Raw genomic sequence first — 20,305 nt, forward strand, 5'->3', positions numbered from 1 at the left:
CGAGGAAGCAGAAGCATCATGGAGAAGTTCACCACCCACACCGGTGTCGGTGTCCCGCTGCGCCGCAGCAACGTCGACACGGACCAGATCATCCCCGCCGTCTACCTCAAGCGAGTGACGCGCACGGGCTTCGAGGACGCGCTGTTCGCGGCGTGGCGCGGGGACCCCGCGTTCGTCCTGAACCAGCCCGCGTACTCGTCCGGTTCCGTGCTGGTCGCGGGCCCCGACTTCGGTACCGGCTCGTCGCGCGAGCACGCCGTGTGGGCCCTCAAGGACTACGGCTTCAAGGTCGTCCTGGCCTCGCGCTTCGCGGACATCTTCCGCGGGAACTCGGGCAAGCAGGGCCTCGTCGCGGGCATCGTCGCGCAGGAGGACATCGAGCTGCTGTGGAAGGTCCTCGAGACCAAGCCCGGCACCGAGGTCACGGTCGACCTGGTCGAGCGCACCGCCACGGCCGACGACGTCGTGGTCCGCTTCCAGATCGACGACTACACGCGCTGGCGCCTCATGGAGGGCCTCGACGACATCGGCCTGACCCTTCAGCACGAGGCCGACATCACGGCGTTCGAGCAGACGCGCGCGTCGTGGCGGCCCAAGACGCTGCCGGCGAAGCACCTGCCGACGGTCGACATCGAGGCGGCGCGCCCGTCCGCGTGACGCCCGTCTGAGCCCGGCCCGACGGCGCCGCTCCCCTGGGGGGGGAGCGGCGCCGTCGGCGTCTACGGGCGTGGGCGACGTGCGCGCCGGGGCCTTGTCGGCTGTCTCAGGGGCGCGGAGGGCCCTGGCGGATCCTCGCGAGCTGCGACTCCGCCGTGACCTTCGTCGGGTCCCAGCCGGCCTCGATCCACCAGGTCGCACCTGCTGCCTCGAGGGCCCGCGCGTCCTCGGCGGCAGCGTCGAGGTCCGTCGCGAAGTCGCGCTGGACGACGAGCTCGAACGTCCCGGCGCCGGGGTCCCGGTGCTCGGCGACCCAGCCGGCGACCTCGCGCACGTCGTCCGGTGTGAGCGGGTCCAGGCCGCGGTCTCCGCGGAGCTGGACCGTCACGCCGTCCCAGCGCACCGCGCGGCTCATCGACCTCTCGCTCGGGAAGACGCCCACGGGCCACACGGGGATGCGCCCGTTGACGGGCTGGGGTGAGATCGTCATCTCGCCGGTCGAGATGTGCTTCCCGTCGAACGAGAACGTCTCACCGGACCAGGAACGCTCCAGGAAGGCGAGGACGTCGTCGAGCAGCTCGGCCCGCTCACGCAGCGACGTGAGCTGACCGGGGACGGCGCTGAAGCCGGCGTCGTCGAGCACCCCGACCCCTGCGGGCAGGACCAGCCGACCGCCCGACAGGTGGTCGACCGTCAGCGCCTGGCGCGCGAGCTCCCACGGGCGCCTGCGTGGCAGGGCGAACACGAGCGCACCCAGCGTCACCCGCTGCGTCTGGACTGCCGCCGCGGCGAGGATGCCCCACGGGTCGTAACCCTCCATGCCGGGCAGGCTGATGCCGTCCCACGTGAAGTAGCCGTCCCAGCCGTGCTCCTCGGCCTCGCGGGCCATCTGGACCAGCTCTGACGCGGAACCAAAGCTCCCGACGAACCCGAACTGCAAGCCCATGACATCCTCCTGCGACTCGTTGGCGGTCCTCCCACGGTAGGGGCGGCCACCCACACGCGCCGCGAGAACGAGGACGGGCGGGCTCCCGAAGACCGGGAACCCGCCCGCAGCGCCCTGCGAGGGCGTCGATCAGTGGTGCTTGTTCTTGCGCGGGATGAAGTGCACGACCGTCACGACGACCGCACCCACCACGACACCCACGATCGCCGACCCCAGGGTGTCGACGAGCCACACCAGGAACCCGCCGAGGGCCGGCACGCCGTGCACGGCGTCCTCGAGGACGTGCAGGAGGTCGTAGGGCGCGTGCCAGCCCAGGTCGTACGTGCCCTGCAGCAGGATGTGGCCACCGACCCACAGCATCGCGACCGTGCCCACGATCGAGATGACCCCCATGACGCGCGGCATCGCCTTGACCAGGCCGTGGCCGAACGACTTGACCCAACCGGTCTCGCGCCCCGCCAGGTGCAGGCCGATGTCGTCCATCTTCACGATGAGCCCGACGATCCCGTAGACGACCGCCGTGATGAGCAGCGCGACGACGACCAGGATGATCGCGCGGGCCCAGAAGCCCTCCGTCGCGACCTCGTTGAGCGCGATGACCATGATCTCGGCGCTGAGGATGAAGTCGGTGCGCACCGCGCTCGACACGACGCTGTCCTCGTCGACGGCCTTCTTCGCCGCAGCGTCGTCGACGGCCTTGCCGTGCTTGCCCGAGACCATCTCCCAGAGCTTCTCGGCGCCCTCGAACGCGAGATACGTCCCGCCCACCATGAGCAACGGGGTGAGCAGCACGGGGAGGAACTCGCTCAGCAGCAGTGCCGCGGGGAGGATGAACAGGAGCTTGTTGCGCAGCGAGCCCATCGCGATGCGCTTGATCACGGGCAGCTCGCGCTTCGCGGCCAGCCCGGCGACGTACTGGGGAGTGACCGCGGTGTCGTCGATCACGACACCGGTCGCCTTGACGCTCGCCCGCCCCGCAGCGGCGCCGATGTCGTCGACGGACGCGGCCGCCAGCTTGGCGAACGCTGCGATGTCGTCCAGGAGGGCTACGAGTCCAACGGCCATGAGGTCTCCACGAGGCCCGTGTCGCCGCCCACGAGCCCTGAGGTCGGGAATCGACGCGGCTGTAGCGCATCGTAACGACTCCGGCGCCTCGCCGTCGCGGCCCGTCCGCCCGCGGAGGGCGACGTACCCGCTGCCCGACGGCGTCGCCCGGGCGGTACTGGACGTCACCCTCGGCGCTCCTCCGGCGACCTGTGACGCGATCGGTCGCACCGCCGTCGGGCAGACGTCCTAGGCTGGTCCCCATGGCTAACCACTACGACGTCGTCGTCCTCGGCGCGGGCCCCGGCGGCTACGTCGCCGCCATCCGCGCGGCCCAGCTCGGCCAGTCCGTCGCGATCATCGAGGAGAAGTACTGGGGCGGTGTGTGCCTCAACGTCGGGTGCATCCCCTCCAAGGCGCTCCTGCGCAACGCGGAGCTCGCCCACCTGTTCACGCACCAGGCCGACTTCTTCGGCATGTCGGGGGACGTGTCGTTCGACTTCGGCAAGGCGTTCGACCGCAGCCGCGACGTCGCCGACGGCCGCGTCAAGGGCGTGCACTTCCTCATGAAGAAGAACAAGATCACCGAGTACGACGGGCGCGGCACGTTCCGCGACGCGAACACGATCGACGTCGCGCTGTCCTCGGGCCAGACCGAGACCGTGACGTTCGCGAACGTCATCATCGCGACCGGCTCGAAGGTCCGCCTGCTGCCGGGCGTCGAGCTGAGCGACAACGTCGTCACGTACGAGAAGCAGATCCTGACGCGCGAGCTGCCGCGCTCGATCGCGATCGTCGGCGCGGGCGCGATCGGCATGGAGTTCGCCTACGTGCTGAAGAACTACGGCGTCGACGTGACGATCATCGAGTTCCTCGACCGCGCGCTGCCCAACGAGGACATCGAGGTCTCCAAGGAGATCGCCAAGCAGTACAAGAAGCTCGGCGTGAACATCCTGACGTCGACCGCGGTGCAGACCGTCGTTGATGGCGGCTCGTCCGTGACGGTTTCCTACAAGGGCGTCAAGGACGACAAGCCCGGCTCGATCGAGGTCGACAAGGTCCTCATGGCCGTGGGCTTCGCGCCCAACGTCGAGGGCTTCGGGCTCGAGAACACGGGCGTCGCGCTGACCGACCGCGGCGCCATCGCGATCGACGACGTCATGCGCACCAACGTGCCCCACATCTACGCGATCGGTGACGTCACCGCGAAGCTCATGCTCGCGCACGTCGCGGAGGCGCAGGGAGTCGTCGCGTCCGAGACCATCGGCGGCGCCGAGACCATGACGCTCGGCGACTACCGCATGATGCCGCGCGCCACGTTCTGCCAGCCGCAGATCGCGAGCTTCGGCCTCACCGAGCAGCAGGCCCGCGACGAGGGCTACGACGTCAAGGTCTCCAAGTTCCCCTTCACCGCCAACGGCAAGGCGCACGGCCTGGGCGAGCCCACTGGCTTCGTCAAGCTCGTCGCCGACGCCCGCTACGGCGAGCTCCTCGGTGGCCACCTGATCGGCCCCGACGCGTCCGAGCTGCTGCCCGAGCTCACGCTCGCGCAGAAGTGGGACCTCACGGCGTCCGAGCTGGGGCGCAACGTGCACACGCACCCGACGCTGTCGGAGGCCGTGCAGGAGGCTATTCATGGGCTCGCGGGGCACATGATCAACTTCTAACGGCAGGGACAAAGAGGTAGGATCGACCGTCCCGCTCGGAGGCCTTGATCTGCGGTATCGCCGCAGGTCAAGGCCTCTTTCGCTGCCTCAATCATGGCGGACAACCGAGGTTGGCCAGGGACAGAAATGTTCACCCTGGGGGGCGCGGAGGGGGCGCGACGGCGCGTATCGTCGTGATCTCCTTCCGGGGCCGCACGAAGGGCTCGGGGGAGGGGGCTCATGGCGGAGGCGACGACGGCCCAGCGGACGACGGCGGGTCGCCGCGAGGCGTGGGACCGGCTATGCAAGCTCCCGTCGAAGTGGTGGCAGGCGAGGTGCCCGGCTCCCGACGGAAAGCTCCTCTCGGCGCGGACCGAAGGCGACCGCCCGCTGACGTTTCTGACGAAGAGCGACGCGCACGCCTGGCCCAACCGGGTCCACGACTCGATCGCCCGCGGCGTTCGACTCCGGTGAGGAGTTGGTCATCCACGCCATGAAGGCGCGACCGCAGTATCTGGACCTGCTGCCTTGACTCTGGCGCACGACGAGCGTCGAGGCGGGCGGAAGGTCGAGCGCGAGTCGATCAACGATGACGTCGAGTTCGATCGAACTTATCAAGCACGAAAGAAGCCGACAGTGATCAAGAAGCTCTCGGGGTTCGTCGGCCGTTTCCGCGACCTGCTCTGACCGCGTACATGGTCCCCGTCGGCCGGGCTATGAACCGCCGGGGAACGTGAGAATCCCGTCCGCTGGAACCGAGTTCTGGAACTCAGAGCGGAGATCGCGCAGACGCCTACCATCGGCCACCGCCCAGAAGTACCACCCGTTCGTCGCCTTCTGGCGCAAAGCATGCCCGGCGGCCGAGGGCGTCATGAAGCGACGGCCATCGAGCTCGATCGCTCCGTCCGGGGTCAGCGTGGCTTCGCGCCCCTTGAAATCACGGTGGGTGGCGATGAGGTTGTCGCCAGCGCTCAGAAGTCCGGCCTGGAGCAGGTGCTTGAGCTCGACCCAGTCGCCCGCTTTCGTCTGCGGGTCGATGACCTTGCCGTGATGTCCCTCGGGAACCGGCCATACGTGAAGGAACGCGTCGATGAGTTCGGCCGTGCGGGCGTCGATGAGCTCTTCGTCCCAGGGGTGATCCGCAGTTTTGCTGACGACTCGCCCGGTCAGGGTGATCGTGTTGTGGTTCAGCAGTGCTGCGCGCTTTGCCGACCATGGACCGTTGGAAACCTTGGAGTTGAGCGACGTGGTGAGCAGTGTCAGGTTGCCGAGCCGGTGCACGCGCGCCTGACGCGCCTCGTCCTCATCCGGCGTCTCGACGGGCCACGTAGCTCTCCAGGTCCGAGGCAACAGGTGTTCGATGGGATACCCCTTGCGCTCGACTTGGGGCTGGCCGGTCTCGGCGCGGTAGTGGTCCTCGGCCGCTTCGAGGAACATGCGGAGGCGGGATCGGGGAAAGCGGCGATAGACGGCCTCCGTGGTGAGGGTCTGTCGCACCTCTTCGTCGCCGGGCCAGTAGGTACTCGTGGCGTTCAGTCGGGCAAGGTGTCCTGTGACGCGCTCGACGAGATCATCGGCAGGAGTGCCAGCATTCGACGCGATAATGTCGGCGACGATTCGACCGAGATCGCTTCCGGCGAGGCGGAGGAACTGCCGACGAACAACCCAGCTCTCCGTGGCGCGGATGACCCGGTCGATCGTGGTCTGGGTCAGGGGGCGGCCTGGTTCGTGGAGCCAGATAAGTAGAGGTTTGAGGAGTTCGACGCCGGAAGCCTGCATCCGGTAGGTCGCCATCGACGCCGCGTCGAGGCTCCCGCCAGCTTGGGTGGCCGCGTGAGTCCATACCTCGTATTGGTGCGCCTGCTGCTTGATGATCGGTAGCAGGTCGGCCATCTTGTGACCCGATTCCAGTTCGACATACGACTTGAACCGGTTGAACGTGGACTGGGGGCTGACATCCTCGCCGGTGCGCGAGACGAGCCACTGGTTGAGGAACAGCGAACTTCGGCTGACCAGCGTGCGCCCGACGCTCACTTCCTTCATCCAGAACTTCGTCTCGAAAGGCCAGTCCTCGCGGTAGGCGCGCAGGGTGTCACCGCCTTCGGCTTCCAGGCGCTGAAACACGAAGTTCCGGACGAGGTCAGCGGCCGTGAGCGGCGTGCCGCGGGCGTTGAGGGTCTCGAAGATCTCCTGTGAGTTCTCAGTCGCATCCAACTCGATCGACACAAGCTGGAGGCCGTCCAAGAGGACGTCGGTGAGTTCCTTGGCCTTCGGCTCGAAGTCGTTGGACTCTCGGGCCCCGAGCCACCGCTCGATGACTGTCGTGAAGTACCCGTGCGCTGCGGCGATCTGAGATTCGGAGTGCTTCAGATTGACGTGGTCGATCGGAGGCTCGGAGGTCATCACCTCGTCGAACGCCGGTCGATCATTGTTGAGGTGGCGGACCTTGAGCCGCGCCTCATCATCGTCGACGTAGATCTCGTCGTTGTGGGTCAATCGTTCGAGCTGGCCGGAGAGTCGGGGGAGGTCGGCCTGTGCGAGGAGCGCCCCGGCCGCGTCTGCGAGGAGTTGCAACGTCGTCAGGCGTTGCTGCCCGTCGATGACATTCCACGTCGTCAGTCGCTTGCTGTTGGTCGGATGAGCCTGAAGAACGACAGCCCCGAGGAAGTGGGAGGCATTGAGGTGGGGCTCAGCGATCCGCAGTTCGGCGACCCGGCGGATGTCCTTCCAGAGTGGTTCCCACTGATCCTCTTCCTTCCAGACGTAGGGACGCTGGAACAGCGGAATCACGAAGTGCTGCGGCAGGTTGAACAGTTGCAGCGGCGTGCGCTTGAAGGTCTCCACGCGCACATCCTGCCGCATCCGCCGATCCGCATTGGTCATCCAGGATCGGGGAAGGTGCTAGGCGCGCCGTTCCGTGGTGTGCGCACCGAGCCATTCGCTCATCTCTTCGAGCGGCAGGTGGGTGTCGGCGACCTCGATCACGAAGTCCGCCATCTCGATCTGGTCGCCCACGAGCCGGCGCCCGTTCATGGCGCAGAAGACATGCACAAGGATCAGCGAGAGTCGCTTGTTCCCGTCATGCAGCGGATGGAGCCGGTTGGCCGAGTCCATGATCGTGGCGGCCTTGAGGTCGAGGCCCTCGTAGAGCTCGACGTCGTACATGCGCGCCCGGGGCCGCTGACACACCGAGTCCAGCAGCCCGAGGTCTCGCACGTGCCAGGCGTTACGGTCCACGACGGCGATGGCTTCCGTGAGGGTGACGTACCGCGTCACGCGAGCCGTTCCAGGGCCCCGCTCCACGAATCCATGGCGTCGGTGATGTACGCCTGGATGTTCTCGTCAGCGGACTCGTCGAGGAGTCTTTCGAGGGCTTCGCCCTGGGTGACGTGCAACGCCTCGGCGCGCGCCCTGAGCCGGTCCCGCACGGTGACCGGGACTTTGATCGTGGTCATCTCCACGTGTGTCATACCGCGAGTATACCCGCGAGGCGGGTGCAGGGGGAGGGGGCGGGCGCCGCCGTCGGGCACCTGTGGCGGCCGCACCCGGCGGGCGCCCCGGCGTCACCCGATCCCGAACTCCCGCCGCAGCATCTCCCCGACCATCCCGGGCACGTCGACCGCCCCGGGGTGGAGCGCGTCGTAGACCTGGAGCCCTTCCCAGGTGGAGATGACGAGCGCGGCGCGTTCCTCCGGCGAGGCCCCGGCGTCGTCCAGCACGCCACGTGAACGCTGCGTCCGGATCATCCCGCCGATGACCCCGACGAGGACGCGATGCCGCTCCTGCAGCACCGGCCGCGCGGGATGACCAGGCGTCCCGGCCTCGGCCGAGAGGGTCGAGAGGAGCTGCACCAGCCCGGGCGCCTCCCGGTTGCGTTGGGCGGTGCTGACGAACCCGTCGACGAGGTCCTCGGGGCTGAACTCCGAGGGCATCTCGGGCGGCGCGTGCTGCGCGTCGTGCCACTCGATGACGGCCAGGAGCAGCGCGGTCTTGTTGCCGAAGTGGTGCAGGAGGGTCGAGTGGTCGACCCCGGCCTCGCGCGCGATGCCGCGCAGGGAGGCCCCGTAGAACCCCTTCTGGGCGAACGCCTCGGCTGCGCGGGCGACGATCGACTGCTTGGTCGCCCGGCCGGTGGCGTACCCGTCGGGTCGCCCGGTCGTGGCTGCTTGCTGCGTGGTCACGGTGCATCCCCTCCGAGGTCAGAGGCTACCCCTTCTCGTAATTCCACCAACTGGTGGAGGTTGGGCTAGCATGTGGCCGTGCTCACTCCTGACGCCCGACGACGTGCCCGTAGCGAGATGACCCTCACCGAGAAGGCCTCGCTCACCTCAGGCGCGAACTTCTGGAACACCAAGCCGGTCGACCGGCTCGGCGTTCCCTCGATCATGCTCACCGACGGACCGCACGGGCTGCGCAAGCAGGGCGGGGCGGCGGACCACCTCGGTCTCAACGCCAGCCTGCCCGCGACGTGCTTCCCGACCGCGGCCACGCTCGCCAACAGCTGGGACCCGGGCCTCGTGGAGCGGGTGGGCGAGGCGCTCGGCGCCGAGGCCGCCGCCGAGAACGTCAGCGTCCTGCTCGGACCCGGCCTCAACATCAAGCGCAATCCGCTCGCGGGCCGTAACTTCGAGTACTTCTCCGAGGACCCGCTGCTCGCGGGCCGGCTCGCCGCGGCGCAGATCCGCGGCATCCAGTCCCGCGGCGTCGCCGCGAGCGCCAAGCACTTCGCGGTGAACAGCCAGGAGACGCACCGCATGACGATGGACGAGGTCGTCGACGAGCGCGCGCTCCACGAGACCTACCTCGAGGCGTTCCGCATCGCGGTCACCGAGGGCCGGCCCTGGACCGTCATGAGCTCGTACAACAAGGTCAACGGGACCTACGCGAACGAGCACCGCGAGCTCCTGGAGGAGATCCTGCGGGGGCGGTGGGGCTTCGACGGCCTCGTCGTGACCGACTGGGGCGGCAACAACGACCGCGTCGCGGGCCTCGTCGCGGGCAACGCGCTCGAGATGCCGTCGACCGACGGGGCGACCGACGCCGAGGTCGTGAGCGCGGTCGAGGAGGGGCGCCTCGACGAGGCGGTCCTCGACGCCCGCGTCGACGAGCTGCTCACGCTGATCGCGCGCACGGAGCGCACCCGCACGGCCGCGCCCACGCCCGACGGCGCCGCGCTCAGCGGGTCTGCGAGCACGCCCGACGGCGCCGCACCCGTCGACCTCGACGCGCACCACGAGCTCGCGGTCGAGGCCGCACGGCGCTCGGTGGTCCTGCTGCGCAACGCGCGCGGGACGCTGCCGCTCGGGCGCCACTCGGGCCGCGTCGCCGTGATCGGCGACTTCGCGGCCGACCCCCGGTACCAGGGCGCGGGCAGCTCGCTGGTCAACCCGACCCGGGTGGACGTCCCGCTCGACGCGCTGCGCGACAGCGGCCTGGAGATCGTCGGGTACGAGCAGGGCTTCGCCCGCCGCGACGGGGGCCGGGGCGCGTGGGACTCAGCCCCGTCGGTCCGCCGCCGCCGTCGCGCGGTCCGGCTCGCGGAGCGTGCCGACATCGTGCTGCTGTTCCTCGGCCTGGACGAGTCCGCCGAGGCCGAGGGCGTCGACCGGACGCACATGCGGCTCGCCCGCAACCAGCTCGCCCTCACGCGCGAGCTGACGGCGCTCGGGGTCCCGATCGTGGTCGTGCTGGCCGGCGGCGCACCTGTCGAGCTGCCGTTCGCCGAGCACGTCGACGCGATCGTGCACGGTTACCTCGGTGGTCAGGGCGGTGGGAAGGCGATCACCGACGTGCTGACCGGGAAGGTCGACCCGGCCGGACGCCTCGCCGAGACGTACCCGCTGCGCTACACGGACGTGCCGTCGTCGGCGACGTTCGGGCGGACCGAGGCGACGTCCGAGCACCGCGAGAGCATCTACGTCGGCTACCGCTACGCCGATAAAGTCGGCCTGCCGGTCCGCTACCCGTTCGGGCACGGCCTGAGCTACACGACATTCGAGCACAGCGACCTCGTCGCGGACCGCACGAGCGTCCAGGTCACGGTCGCCAACACCGGCGACCGGTCCGGGACCGAGACCGTGCAGGTCTACGTCGAGGCGCCGGACGCCGCCGAGGGCGAGTTCCGCGCGCGGCGCGAGCTCGCCGGGTTCGCGCAGGTCACCCTGGCGCCGGGCGAGAGCGCAAGCGTGAGCGTCGACCTCGCCGAGCACGCGTTCGCCGCCTACGACACGTGCAGCCACGAGTGGCGCACCGTGCCCGGCACCTACACCGTGCGGGTCGGCGCGTCGTCGCGCGACCTGCGGCTGTCCGCCCCCGTCGTGGTGGACGGCGAGCCCTGGCCGCTCTCCACCGGCAGCGCCGACGGCCTGCCGCACTACGTCAGCGGCCAGGTGGACCGCGTCCCTGCCGACGAGTTCGCCGCGCTCCTGGGACGCACGCCCCCGGCGCAGGACTGGCCCGCGGGTCGGCCGCTCACGCGCGCCGACATCATCGCGCAGGCGCGGGGTCGGGGCGGGTTCGGGGGCCTGCTGGTCCGGCTCATCGACGCGAGCGGCCGCCTGCTCATGGCGCTGGGGCGTCCCCACGCGGCGAACAACACCCGTTTCGTCCTCGACCTGCCCTTCCGGTCGGTGTCGCGGATGAGCGCCGGCACGGTCGACGAGGCGATGCTCGACGGCCTGCTGCTGATGGTCAACGGCCGGTTCTGGCGCGGCGTACGCCGCCTGGTCCCGGCATGGCGTGCCCACGCGATGGCCGCGCGGGCTCGGACGAAGGACTGAGAAGGAATGGCGACACGCACAGAGATCAAGCGGGACGCCGTCGCGCGCGCACAGGAGCTGCGCGCGACCAGGCGGGCCCGACGCGCCGAGCTGAAGGCGATGGCGCCGCAGGAGCGCAGGGCGGCCAAGGCTGCCGACAAGCGTGCGGCCCGTCAGGCGCGCAAGGCCGCCACGGCGGAGCGCAAGGAGGCGCGCGCCGGGATGACCCGGGCCGAGCGCCGCGAGGACAAGCGCCGGGCACGCATCGACCGCAAGGTCGAGCACCGTCCGCGCCGCGCGGTCGGCTGGGGAATCACGGCCGTGGCCGTGATCGCGATCGGGGGACTGGTCGCACCGTTCGTGAGCGCGTTCGGTCGCCTCATGACGATCGAGTACGACTCGTCGACGGAGGCGGGCGTGGCCGCCCGCGAGAACGCCGCCCAGGTCTCGGAGGACATCTCCGACGAGGGGATCGTCCTGCTGAAGAACCAGGACGACCTCCTGCCGCTGGCGGACGCCAACCTCAACGTGTTCAGCTTCGCGTCCTTCAACCTCATCCTCGGGGGCGGCGGGTCGGGCGGCAGCAACCAGTCGCAGTCCGTGACGTTCTACGACGCCCTCGCCGAGCAGGGGATCACGGTCAACCCCGAGCTCAAGGCGACCATGGAGGAGGCCGGCGCCAAGACCAGCACGGGCAACAGCAACGGGCTCCTGCAGATCGCGAGCTCGATGCTCAAGCCGACCGAGGGCGAGCCCGCCCCGGACTACCTCACCGACGACGTCATGGCCCAGGCCGCACAGTTCTCCGGCACCGCGCTCGTGGTCATCGGGAACGACGGCGTCGAGGGGTCGGACATGACCCCCGAGCAGCTGCGCCTGACCGACGAGCAGCGCGAGCTGTTCGACCGTGTCACGGCCTCGTTCGACGACGTCGTGGTGGTCGTGAACTCGGGCAACCAGATGGAGCTCGGCTTCCTCGACGAGTACCCGCAGATCAGGTCCGCGGTGTGGATCGGCACGCCGGGTCCGCTCGGCGCCGTCTCGCTCGCCAAGGTCCTGACGGGGGACGTGAACCCGTCCGGCCGCCTGACCGACACCTACGCCTACGACGTGACGAGCGCCCCGGCCGTCGCCAACGTCGGCGACTTCGACTACGCCAACGCCAAGCGTGCCTACCTCGACTACGAGGAGAGCATCTACGTCGGCTACCGCTACTACGAGACCCGCTACGCGGGGGACGAGGCGGGCTACGCGCAGGCCGTGCAGTTCCCGTTCGGCCACGGACTGAGCTACACCACGTTCGCGCACGAGGCCACGGCGCCGCGCGTCGAGGGCGACACGATCAGCGTCGACGTCACGGTGACCAACTCGGGCGAGGTGGCGGGCAAGGACGTCGTGCAGGTGTACTTCTCGGCCCCCTGGACGCCGGGCGGCGTCGAGAAGTCGGCGATCGAGCTCGCGGGCTACGACAAGACCGCGATGCTCCAGCCGGGGGAGTCCGAGACCGTGACCGTCACGTTCGACGTGCGCGACATGGCCTCCTGGGACACCGAGGGCCACGGCGCGTACCTGCTCGAGGCCGGGACCTACCAGGTCTCCGTGCGCACCGACGTCCACACCCCGGTCGCGCAGTTCGACCACGTGGTGGCCGAGGACGTCGTCTACGCCACGGACACCGACACGGGGGCCGAGCTCACCAACCGCTTCGATTACGTCGAGGGCGACCTGACGTACCTCTCGCGCACCGACTGGGAGGGCACGTACCCGCAGGCGCCCGAGGCCGGGGCCATGGCCTCTGACGATCTGCTCGCGCGCATGGACCCGGAGATCGAGCCCGCCGAGGGCCAGACGCCGACGTACGGCGCCGACAACGGTCTCGTCCTGGCCGACCTCGTGGGTCTCGACCACGACGACCCGCAGTGGGAGGAGTTCCTCGACCAGCTCACGCTCGACGAGCAGATCGACCTCTTCGCCAAGGGCGCGTACCGCACGCATGCCGTCGACCGCCTGGGCATCCCTGCCATGGACCTGCTCGACGGGCCCGCCGGGCTGAACTCCCTGTTCAGCTCGCTCGAGGCGGCCGCCTATCCGACCCAGATCGTCGTGGCCTCGACCTGGAACGACGACCTCGCCCGCGCGCTGGGCGAGTCCGTCGGGACCGAGGCGAACGCCTACGGCATCGAGGGCTGGTACGCCCCGGGCATGAACCTGCACCGCACGGCCCTGGGTGGGCGCGACTTCGAGTACTTCTCGGAGGACCCGTACCTGTCGGGCAAGATGTCGGCCGCGATGGTCTCGGGCGCCGAGAGCAAGGGCGTGCTGACCTTCATGAAGCACTTCGCGCTCAACGAGCAGGAGGTCAACGCCCGCACGGGTGTGAACGTCTTCGTCGACGAGCAGGCGCTGCGCGAGCTGTACCTCAAGCCCTTCGAGATCACGGTCAAGGAGGCCGACCCGACCGGCGCCATGAGCTCGTTCATCAACATGGGCGGCGTGTGGGCCGGTGCCAACGAGCAGCTCCTGCAGGACGTGCTCCGCGGCGAGTGGGGCTTCGAGGGCGTCGTCTCGACCGACGCGGTGCTCGGGGCCTGGATGGACCCCGGCCTCGCGGCCCGCTACGGCAACGACCTCATGCTCGCGATGCTCCCGGGCTCCGACAAGGCGACGAAGGCCGCGGTCGACGAGGACCCGGTGGGGGTCGGGAACGCGCTGCGTGACCGCGTCCACACGGTCCTGTACACCACCTTGCAGACGAACCTGTTCGACTGATCCCGGCAGCCCCCTTCAGCGCCCGACGCCGGAGCGCACCTTCCCCGTGAAGGCGCGCTCCGGCGTCGGGCGTCCGTGGTGCGCCACCCGGGACACGGACAATTCCCTCGCCCTGGCCGGGGCGCGGCCGCTAGCCTCCGGGCCATGACGCTCACCGCTCGCCGAGGCCCTCGCCCCACCACGTCGGACGAGGGGCCGCACCGGCAGGTCGACCAGCTCTCTCCCGCCGCGCTCTGGGGCGAGCTCGTGCTCGCAGCGACCGCGATCGACGGGGTCCGGGAGGGCCACAGCTCGGTGTCCCCGGCATCGTCCAGGGCGCTGTTCCTCGACGGCCTCGACCGCACGCCGCACCCCGAGACGTCGCTCGCGACGCCCGACCAGCGTCTCGAACCGGTCCACCTGCACGGCGTGAGGGACACGAGCCTGCACCTGTGCCTGCCGCGCGCGCGGGCCGAGGAGGTCTGCGCGACCGGCTGGGGCGAGCCGCACCAGTACGCGGACCACGCGACCGAGATCATGGTCTACGGACCACGCGACGCCGACGAGCTCGCGGTCGTCCTGGGCCTGGTGCGCGAGAGCCTGGACGTCGCACGGGCCCTCGCGTCGAGGTAGAGGGGCACCCCACCGCCTCGCGGCGCGGTCAGGCGCCGGAGAGCACCGTGACGGACACGAGCGCCACGTCGTCCTCGCGGTGGTGCGGCACGAGCCTGGCGAGCAGGGCGTCGAGGAGGTCGTCGGGGGAGGACCGGACGACGTCCTCGACCACGCCCGGCAGCCGCTCGAGCCCCTCCCGGAGCGGGACGTCGCGCCTCTCGACCAGACCGTCGGTGAAGAGGAGAAGGGTGTCTCCCGGGTGGACGGTGACCGTGTGGTCGGTGCGTCCCGTCCCTGAGCCGACCCCGAGGAGGCGGTCGTTCCTCCGCCGGAGCAGGTCGGTCGAGCCGCCGGCGGTGATCAGTGCGGGAGGCGGATGCCCGGCGGAGGCCCACGTGAGCGTGCGGACGCCGCTGGGCTCTGGGAGCGAGATCCGTGCGGCGGCGACCGTCGCGACGGCCGCGACACCCAGTCCCGCGACCGTGCGCTCGGTCCGGTCGAGGATCTCGGCGGGGGACTCGCCCGTGTCGTAGGCGATGCCGCGCATGACCCCGCGGAGCTGCCCCATGGTCGCGGCGGCCGAGATGTCGTGTCCCACGACGTCCCCGACCACGACGAAAGCGCACCCGCACGACTGCTCGAACGCGTCGTACCAGTCGCCGCCGACGTGCATCTCGCGGGACGCGGGCCGGTACCGGACGTCGACGCGCAGGCCGTCGGGCTGCGCGGGCGCGGTGAGGATCGAGTCCTGGAGCTCGAGCGCGGCGCGGCGTTCGCGGTCGAAGCTCTCCTGGAAGCGCCCGACCGAGGACCCCAGGTGCATCGCGTGGTCGACCACGGCGGCGTCGAGCCCGACCTGCCGGTCCGTCGCCGCCCGCCGGGAGGTCTGCACGATGTCGGTGACGTCCTCCGCGCGGTGCACGAGGGCGGCCACGCGTCCGCTGACGTCGAAGACCGGGATGTTGGTCATGAGCCAGTGACGCTCGACCCATTCGCCGGGCCGTGCCCCCGTGACGTCGATCCGGAGCGGTTCGAGCAGCTCGATCCGTCCGGTGCGCAGGACACGCCGCAACGACGCGACGACGCGGTCGACGCGGTCCTGGTCGGCGGGGGAGAACTCGAAGCCGTCGTTGAGCGGGCGTCCGACGAGGGCCGACGCGGGCAACCCCAGCATGTCGAGGTAGGCGTCGTTGACGTCGAGCACGGTCAGGTCCGGTGCCAGCAGGATCTTCGGGGCAGAGAGCGCCGCGAAGACCGCCCGGTAGTCGGGCGAGGTGCCTGGTGGTCCGTCCGGGTGCCCGTCCGGCGACGCGCTCGCCACCCGTCGTGCGTCGTCCGCCATCGGAAGCCTCTTCCCCTGCGTGTCTCCTCAGCATGGCCGAGTCGTCGAGGTTCCGCAGGAGGGCACCGCGGCGTCAGCTCACGTTGTCGGTGTACTCCACGTCCCTGGTCTCCTTGCTCACGAGCAGCGCCACGAGCGTCAGGACCGACATGGCCGACAGGTAGACTCCGACCAGCACGGGCGAGCCGTCCGCCTGCTCCCACAGCGCGACCGCGATGAACGGCGCGACGGCCGCCCCCAGGATCGACGACAGGTTGTAGGCGATCGCTGAGCCGGTGTACCGGACGTTGGCGGGGAAGAGCTCGGGCAGGATCGCGGCCATGGGGCCGAACGTCAGGCCCATGAGCGTGAAGCCCACGACCAGGAGCGTCATGACGCCCACGGTCCCGCCCGTGAACAGCGGCACGAACAGGGCGCCGAACGCGATGATCGCGACGGTCGTCCAGATCAGGTGCTTGCGGCGCCCGAACCTCTCGGCCATCGGCCCGGAGACGAGCGTGAAGATCCCGAAGAACACGACCCCGACGATGAGCATCACGAGGAAGTCGGTGCGCTCGTAGCCGAGCCCCGGTGCGCCGCCGCTCCCCGCGGGGACCTCGGCGGGCGCGGTGCCGAACGTCAGCGTGAACGTCGTCATGAGGTAGAAGAGCACGTAGGTCGCGAGCATGATGAACGTGCCGAGCACGATCTGGCGCCACGAGGAGCGGAACACCTGCGCCACGGGCAGCTTGGCGACCGCGCCGGTCTCGACGACCTTCTGGAACGAGGGGCTCTCGACCAGGCGCAGCCGGACCCACAGGCCCACGATCACGAGGAGCGCGCTGGCCAGGAACGGCACGCGCCAGCCCCATGCGGAGAACTGCTCGTCGGTCAGCGTCTCGGCCAGGACCAGGAACGTGGTGTTGGCGAGGATGAACCCGATCGGGGCGCCCAGTTGGGGGAACGTGCCCCAGATCGCGCGCTTGCCCGCGGGGGCGTTCTCGGTCGCGAGCAGCGCCGCGCCGCTCCACTCGCCGCCCAGCCCCAGTCCCTGGCAGAAGCGCATCAGGACGAGCAGCGCGGGCGCGAGCACGGACCAGCCGGGGGTCGACGACGGCGGCAGCAGGCCGATGAGGAACGTCGCGACGCCCATGGTCAGGAGCGAGGCGACGAGCGTGCCCTTGCGGCCGATCCGGTCGCCGTAGTGGCCGAACACGATCGACCCGAGGGGCCGCGCGACGAACGCGACGCCGAACACCGCGAACGACGCGAGGAGCTGGGACGTGCTGCCGTCCAGGGCCGAGAAGAACACGGCCGGGAAGACGAGGACCGCGGCGGTCGCGTACGCGTAGAAGTCGTAGAACTCGATCGAGGTGCCGATGAGGCTCGCGAAGATCACGCGCCCCTTGCTGTTGGCGGGGGCGTCCGGGGTGCCGGGCGCCCCGGCAGAGCCGGCATGACCGGCGGCGCCGGAGGGGTCGGCGGTCGAGTGTGCTGCCGTCGTGGTCACGGGAGTGCTCCTGCAGGGTTCGGGGAAGCGTCGAGGAGGTCCCTGGGTATCGAGGGGACCGTACTACCCGGTAACTTCGCGCCCCACGGTAAGGAGGCCGACCGCAGGGCGAGCAGGCCGTCTCGCGATGTGGTCACGTGTCCCGAGGTCGGCTCGGGCCGCCCAGGACCAGTACGACCCGCAAGGCATGATGGGAGGACGACCCCCACACGAAGGAGAACCATGCCTCTGCCCCTCCAGCCCACCCTGGACTTCGTCGCCGGGCTGCCCAAGGCCGAGCTCCACCTGCACCTCGAGGGCACCCTCGAGCCGGACCTCAAGCTCCGCCTCGCCGAGCGCAACGGCATCGACATCGGCCAAACCACGGTCGAGGAGGTGCAGGCGACGTACAAGTTCACCGACCTCACCAGCTTCCTCGCGGTCTACTACCCGGCCATGGACGTGCTGCAGACCGAGGACGACTTCTTCGAGCTCGCCCACGCGTACCTCCTGCGCGCGGCCGCCAACGGCGTCAAGCACGCCGAGATGTTCTTCGACCCCCAGGCGCACACCGCGCGCGGCGTCCCGTTCGAGGCCGTCGTCAAGGGTTACCACCGGGCCGCGGCCGCCGCGGCCGACTTCGGCGTCGACGCCGACCTCATCCTGTGCTTCCTGCGCGACCTCTCGGCCGAGAGCGCCGCCGAGACGCTCGAGGCCTCGGTGCCGTTCAAGGACCTGATCCTGGGCGTGGGTCTCGACTCCGACGAGCGCGGCAACCCGCCCGAGAAGTTCACCGCGGTCTTCGCCCGGGCCCGCGAGCTCGGCTACCGCCTGACGATGCACTGCGACATCGACCAGGTCGGCAGCATCGACAACATCCGCACCGTGCTGGAGACCATCGAGGTCGACCGCATCGACCACGGCACCAACATCGTCGAGGACCCCGCCCTGGTGGCCGAGGTCAAGGCCCGCGGCATCGGCCTGACGAGCTGCCCCGTGTCGAACAGCTTCGTGACCGACGACATGAAGGCCGTCGAGGTCGCCCAGCTGCTGCGCGACGGCGTCAAGATCACCATCAACTCCGACGACCCGGCCTACTTCGGCGGCTACGTGGCCGACAACTACGCGGCCGTCGCGGCCAAGGCCGGCCTCACGTCCGAGGAGGTCGTGACGCTCGCGAAGAACTCGTTCGAGGCCTCGTGGATCGACGCGGAGGCTCGCGCGGCGTACCTCGACGAGATCGACCGCTACGTCGAGCACTACGAGCCCGCCCAGGCGTAGCCGACGACATGTGCCCGACGGCGGCGCGCCTCGCGCGGGAGGCGCGCCTGCGCCGTCGGGCATGTCAGGCCTGCCGGGCATGTCCGGCAGCGCGACCGCCGTGCGACCCGCCCAGGGTGACCACGTTCCCGCTGGTCAGCGACCGCTCGTGGCGGGCGGCGTCGTCGGGCACGCGCTCGTGGGTGAATAATCTCCTGATGCCCTGCGTTGGGGAACGGGGGAGTGCGGCACCGCGAGCGGCGCCGCACGACGGCACGGGCGCGCAGCCCGCGCCGGACGCACGACCATCCGGACGATCCTCGAGAGAGCTAGGCGACCACGACCACATGAACGATCTGCTCTACGTCAACGGCGGCACTCCGCTCAACGGGACCATCACCGTGCGGGGGGCGAAGAACTTCGTCTCCAAGGCGATGGTGGCCTCCCTGCTCGGCGAGGGGCCGAGCGTGCTGCGCAACGTGCCGCAGATCCGCGACGTCGGCGTCGTGACGGGACTGCTCGAGCTGCACGGCGTCAAGGTCGTCGCGGACGAGGCCGGGGGCGTCCTGCACCTCGACCCGACCGACGTCGAGTCGGCGCACGTCGCGGACATCGACGCGCACGCCGGGTCGAGCCGCATCCCGATCCTCTTCTGCGGCCCGCTCCTGCACCGCCTGGGCGAGGCGTTCATCCCGGACCTCGGGGGCTGCCGCATCGGCGACCGCCCCATCAACTACCACCTGGACATCCTGCGCCAGTTCGGCGCCGTGGTGGACAAGCGTGAGCAGGGCATCCACATCCGCGCCCCGCGCCGCCTCCAGGGCACCAAGATCTCCCTGCCCTACCCGAGCGTGGGCGCGACCGAGCAGCTCCTGCTCACGGCCGTGCGCGCCGAGGGCATCACCGAGCTGTCGGGCGCCGCGATCGAGCCCGAGATCATGGACCTCATCGCCGTCCTGCAGAAGATGGGCGCGATCATCTCGGTCGACACCGACCGCGTGATCCGCATCGAGGGCGTCGACAAGCTCATGGGCTACCAGCACACCGCCCTGGGCGACCGCATCGAGGCGGCGTCCTGGGGGTCCGCGGCCCTCGCGACCGGTGGCGACATCACCGTCAAGGGCGCGACGCAGCCCGAGATGATGACCTTCCTCAACACGTTCCGGAAGGTCGGCGGCGAGTTCGAGGTCCAGGAGGACGGCATCCGGTTCTACCACCCGGGCGGCGACCTCAACGCGATCGTGCTCGAGACCGCGGTGCACCCGGGGTTCATGACGGACTGGCAGCAGCCCCTCGTCGTCGCGCTCACGCAGGCCAAGGGCCTGTCGATCGTCCACGAGACGGTCTACGAGAACAGGTTCGGCTTCACCGACGCGCTGCGCGGCATGGGCGCGACCATCCAGGTCTACAAGGAGTGCCTGGGCGGCCTGCCGTGCCGGTTCGGGCAGCGCAACTTCCACCACTCGGCCGTCATCTCCGGCCCGACGCCGCTGTCCGCGGCCGACATCGAGGTCCCGGACCTGCGCGGCGGGTTCAGCCACCTCATCGCAGCCCTCGCTGCCAAGGGCACCTCGACCGTGCGCGGGATCGGCCTGATCGACCGTGGCTACGAGTACTTCCAGGCCAAGCTCGAGGCGCTGGGCGCGGACGTCAGCCGGGGCTGACCCGGCTGCTCCACCGGCTCACGGGGCTGATCGGAGGCTCCCGGCACCGACTGGGCGCGGCGCGTGCGACGGCACGCACCGCGCCCGTCGTCGTCCTCACAGGCTTCCCACATGCTCACGTCACCTTCCGTGCAGGTCCGTGGACCACAGTGGGGGC

The 20,305-nt window shown here is 70.1% G+C and carries 17 protein-coding genes; 9 read left to right on the plus strand and 8 right to left on the minus strand.

Translation table 11 applies throughout. From position 1 onward, the window contains the following. Positions 1–18: 18 nt before the first annotated feature. A complete protein-coding gene (leuD, locus tag ACZDYF_RS04705; protein ID WP_191789286.1) occupies positions 19–657 on the plus strand; it encodes a 3-isopropylmalate dehydratase small subunit in 639 nt (212 codons plus the stop codon). A 106-nt stretch (positions 658–763) separates the two neighbouring features. Here leuD and ACZDYF_RS04710 read toward each other — a convergent pair whose 3' ends face one another. Together ACZDYF_RS04710 and ACZDYF_RS04715 are read right to left on the minus strand one after the other, a co-directional pair. Further along, entirely contained in the window at positions 764–1,603 is an 840-nt protein-coding gene (locus ACZDYF_RS04710) for an LLM class flavin-dependent oxidoreductase (RefSeq protein WP_475054065.1), read from the minus strand. A 129-nt stretch (positions 1,604–1,732) separates the two neighbouring features. After that, a complete protein-coding gene (locus tag ACZDYF_RS04715) occupies positions 1,733–2,668 on the minus strand; it encodes a DUF808 domain-containing protein (protein WP_475054067.1) in 936 nt (311 codons plus the stop codon). A 242-nt stretch (positions 2,669–2,910) separates the two neighbouring features. Between ACZDYF_RS04715 and lpdA the strand changes: the two genes are divergently transcribed. From lpdA to ACZDYF_RS04730, 3 genes are all read left to right on the plus strand, one after another. After that, positions 2,911–4,314, plus strand: coding sequence for a dihydrolipoyl dehydrogenase (gene lpdA / locus ACZDYF_RS04720; protein WP_475054070.1), 1,404 nt, complete (start codon positions 2,911–2,913; stop codon positions 4,312–4,314). Positions 4,315–4,533: 219 nt separating this feature from the next. After that, positions 4,534–4,767 (plus strand): hypothetical protein, encoded by a 234-nt coding sequence (locus ACZDYF_RS04725; RefSeq protein WP_475054073.1) that lies wholly within the window; start codon positions 4,534–4,536, stop codon positions 4,765–4,767. Between the two features lie 54 nt (positions 4,768–4,821). Further along, entirely contained in the window at positions 4,822–4,980 is a 159-nt protein-coding gene (locus ACZDYF_RS04730) for a hypothetical protein (RefSeq protein ID WP_475054076.1), read from the plus strand. Between the two features lie 27 nt (positions 4,981–5,007). Here ACZDYF_RS04730 and ACZDYF_RS04735 read toward each other — a convergent pair whose 3' ends face one another. From ACZDYF_RS04735 to ACZDYF_RS04750, 4 genes are all read right to left on the minus strand, one after another. After that, positions 5,008–7,137, minus strand: coding sequence for a GmrSD restriction endonuclease domain-containing protein (locus tag ACZDYF_RS04735; RefSeq protein ID WP_475054079.1), 2,130 nt, complete (start codon positions 7,135–7,137; stop codon positions 5,008–5,010). A gap of 57 nt (positions 7,138–7,194) precedes the next feature. After that, positions 7,195–7,569, minus strand: coding sequence for a type II toxin-antitoxin system death-on-curing family toxin (locus ACZDYF_RS04740; protein WP_475054081.1), 375 nt, complete (start codon positions 7,567–7,569; stop codon positions 7,195–7,197). After that, positions 7,566–7,763 (minus strand): hypothetical protein, encoded by a 198-nt coding sequence (locus ACZDYF_RS04745; RefSeq protein ID WP_475054084.1) that lies wholly within the window; start codon positions 7,761–7,763, stop codon positions 7,566–7,568. Before ACZDYF_RS04745 ends, ACZDYF_RS04740 begins: the two co-directional genes overlap by 4 nt. A gap of 93 nt (positions 7,764–7,856) precedes the next feature. Then, positions 7,857–8,474 carry a TetR/AcrR family transcriptional regulator gene (locus ACZDYF_RS04750; protein WP_475054087.1) on the minus strand — a complete coding sequence of 206 codons (618 nt, stop codon included), beginning with the start codon at positions 8,472–8,474 and terminating at the stop codon, positions 7,857–7,859. A 78-nt stretch (positions 8,475–8,552) separates the two neighbouring features. Between ACZDYF_RS04750 and ACZDYF_RS04755 the strand changes: the two genes are divergently transcribed. The 3 genes from ACZDYF_RS04755 (at position 8,553) to ACZDYF_RS04765 (ending at position 14,432) form a co-directional block, all read left to right on the plus strand. Further along, entirely contained in the window at positions 8,553–11,072 is a 2,520-nt protein-coding gene (locus ACZDYF_RS04755) for a glycoside hydrolase family 3 C-terminal domain-containing protein (RefSeq protein ID WP_475054090.1), read from the plus strand. 6 nt (positions 11,073–11,078) lie between these two features. Further along, positions 11,079–13,820 carry a beta-glucosidase gene (locus tag ACZDYF_RS04760; RefSeq protein ID WP_475054093.1) on the plus strand — a complete coding sequence of 914 codons (2,742 nt, stop codon included), beginning with the start codon at positions 11,079–11,081 and terminating at the stop codon, positions 13,818–13,820. A 144-nt stretch (positions 13,821–13,964) separates the two neighbouring features. Beyond that, positions 13,965–14,432, plus strand: a complete 468-nt coding sequence (locus ACZDYF_RS04765) for a luciferase domain-containing protein (RefSeq protein ID WP_475054096.1) — start codon at positions 13,965–13,967, stop codon at positions 14,430–14,432. Positions 14,433–14,460: 28 nt separating this feature from the next. On the opposite strand, the gene ACZDYF_RS04770 is transcribed toward ACZDYF_RS04765, so the two are convergent. Beyond that, a complete protein-coding gene (locus ACZDYF_RS04770; protein WP_475054097.1) occupies positions 14,461–15,756 on the minus strand; it encodes a PP2C family protein-serine/threonine phosphatase in 1,296 nt (431 codons plus the stop codon). A gap of 73 nt (positions 15,757–15,829) precedes the next feature. Next, positions 15,830–17,134, minus strand: coding sequence for an MFS transporter (locus ACZDYF_RS04775; RefSeq protein WP_475054606.1), 1,305 nt, complete (start codon positions 17,132–17,134; stop codon positions 15,830–15,832). A 333-nt stretch (positions 17,135–17,467) separates the two neighbouring features. Here ACZDYF_RS04775 and ACZDYF_RS04780 point away from each other — a divergent pair, with 333 nt between their 5' ends. Next, positions 17,468–18,505, plus strand: coding sequence for an adenosine deaminase (locus tag ACZDYF_RS04780; protein ID WP_475054100.1), 1,038 nt, complete (start codon positions 17,468–17,470; stop codon positions 18,503–18,505). Positions 18,506–18,831: 326 nt separating this feature from the next. Next, the gene (gene murA / locus ACZDYF_RS04785) at positions 18,832–20,148 is read left to right on the plus strand and encodes a UDP-N-acetylglucosamine 1-carboxyvinyltransferase (RefSeq protein ID WP_191789275.1); all 1,317 of its coding nucleotides are present in this window, start codon (positions 18,832–18,834) and stop codon (positions 20,146–20,148) included. Positions 20,149–20,305: the final 157 nt, after the last annotated feature.

Source organism: Oerskovia sp. PE-21s, assembly GCF_056158145.1.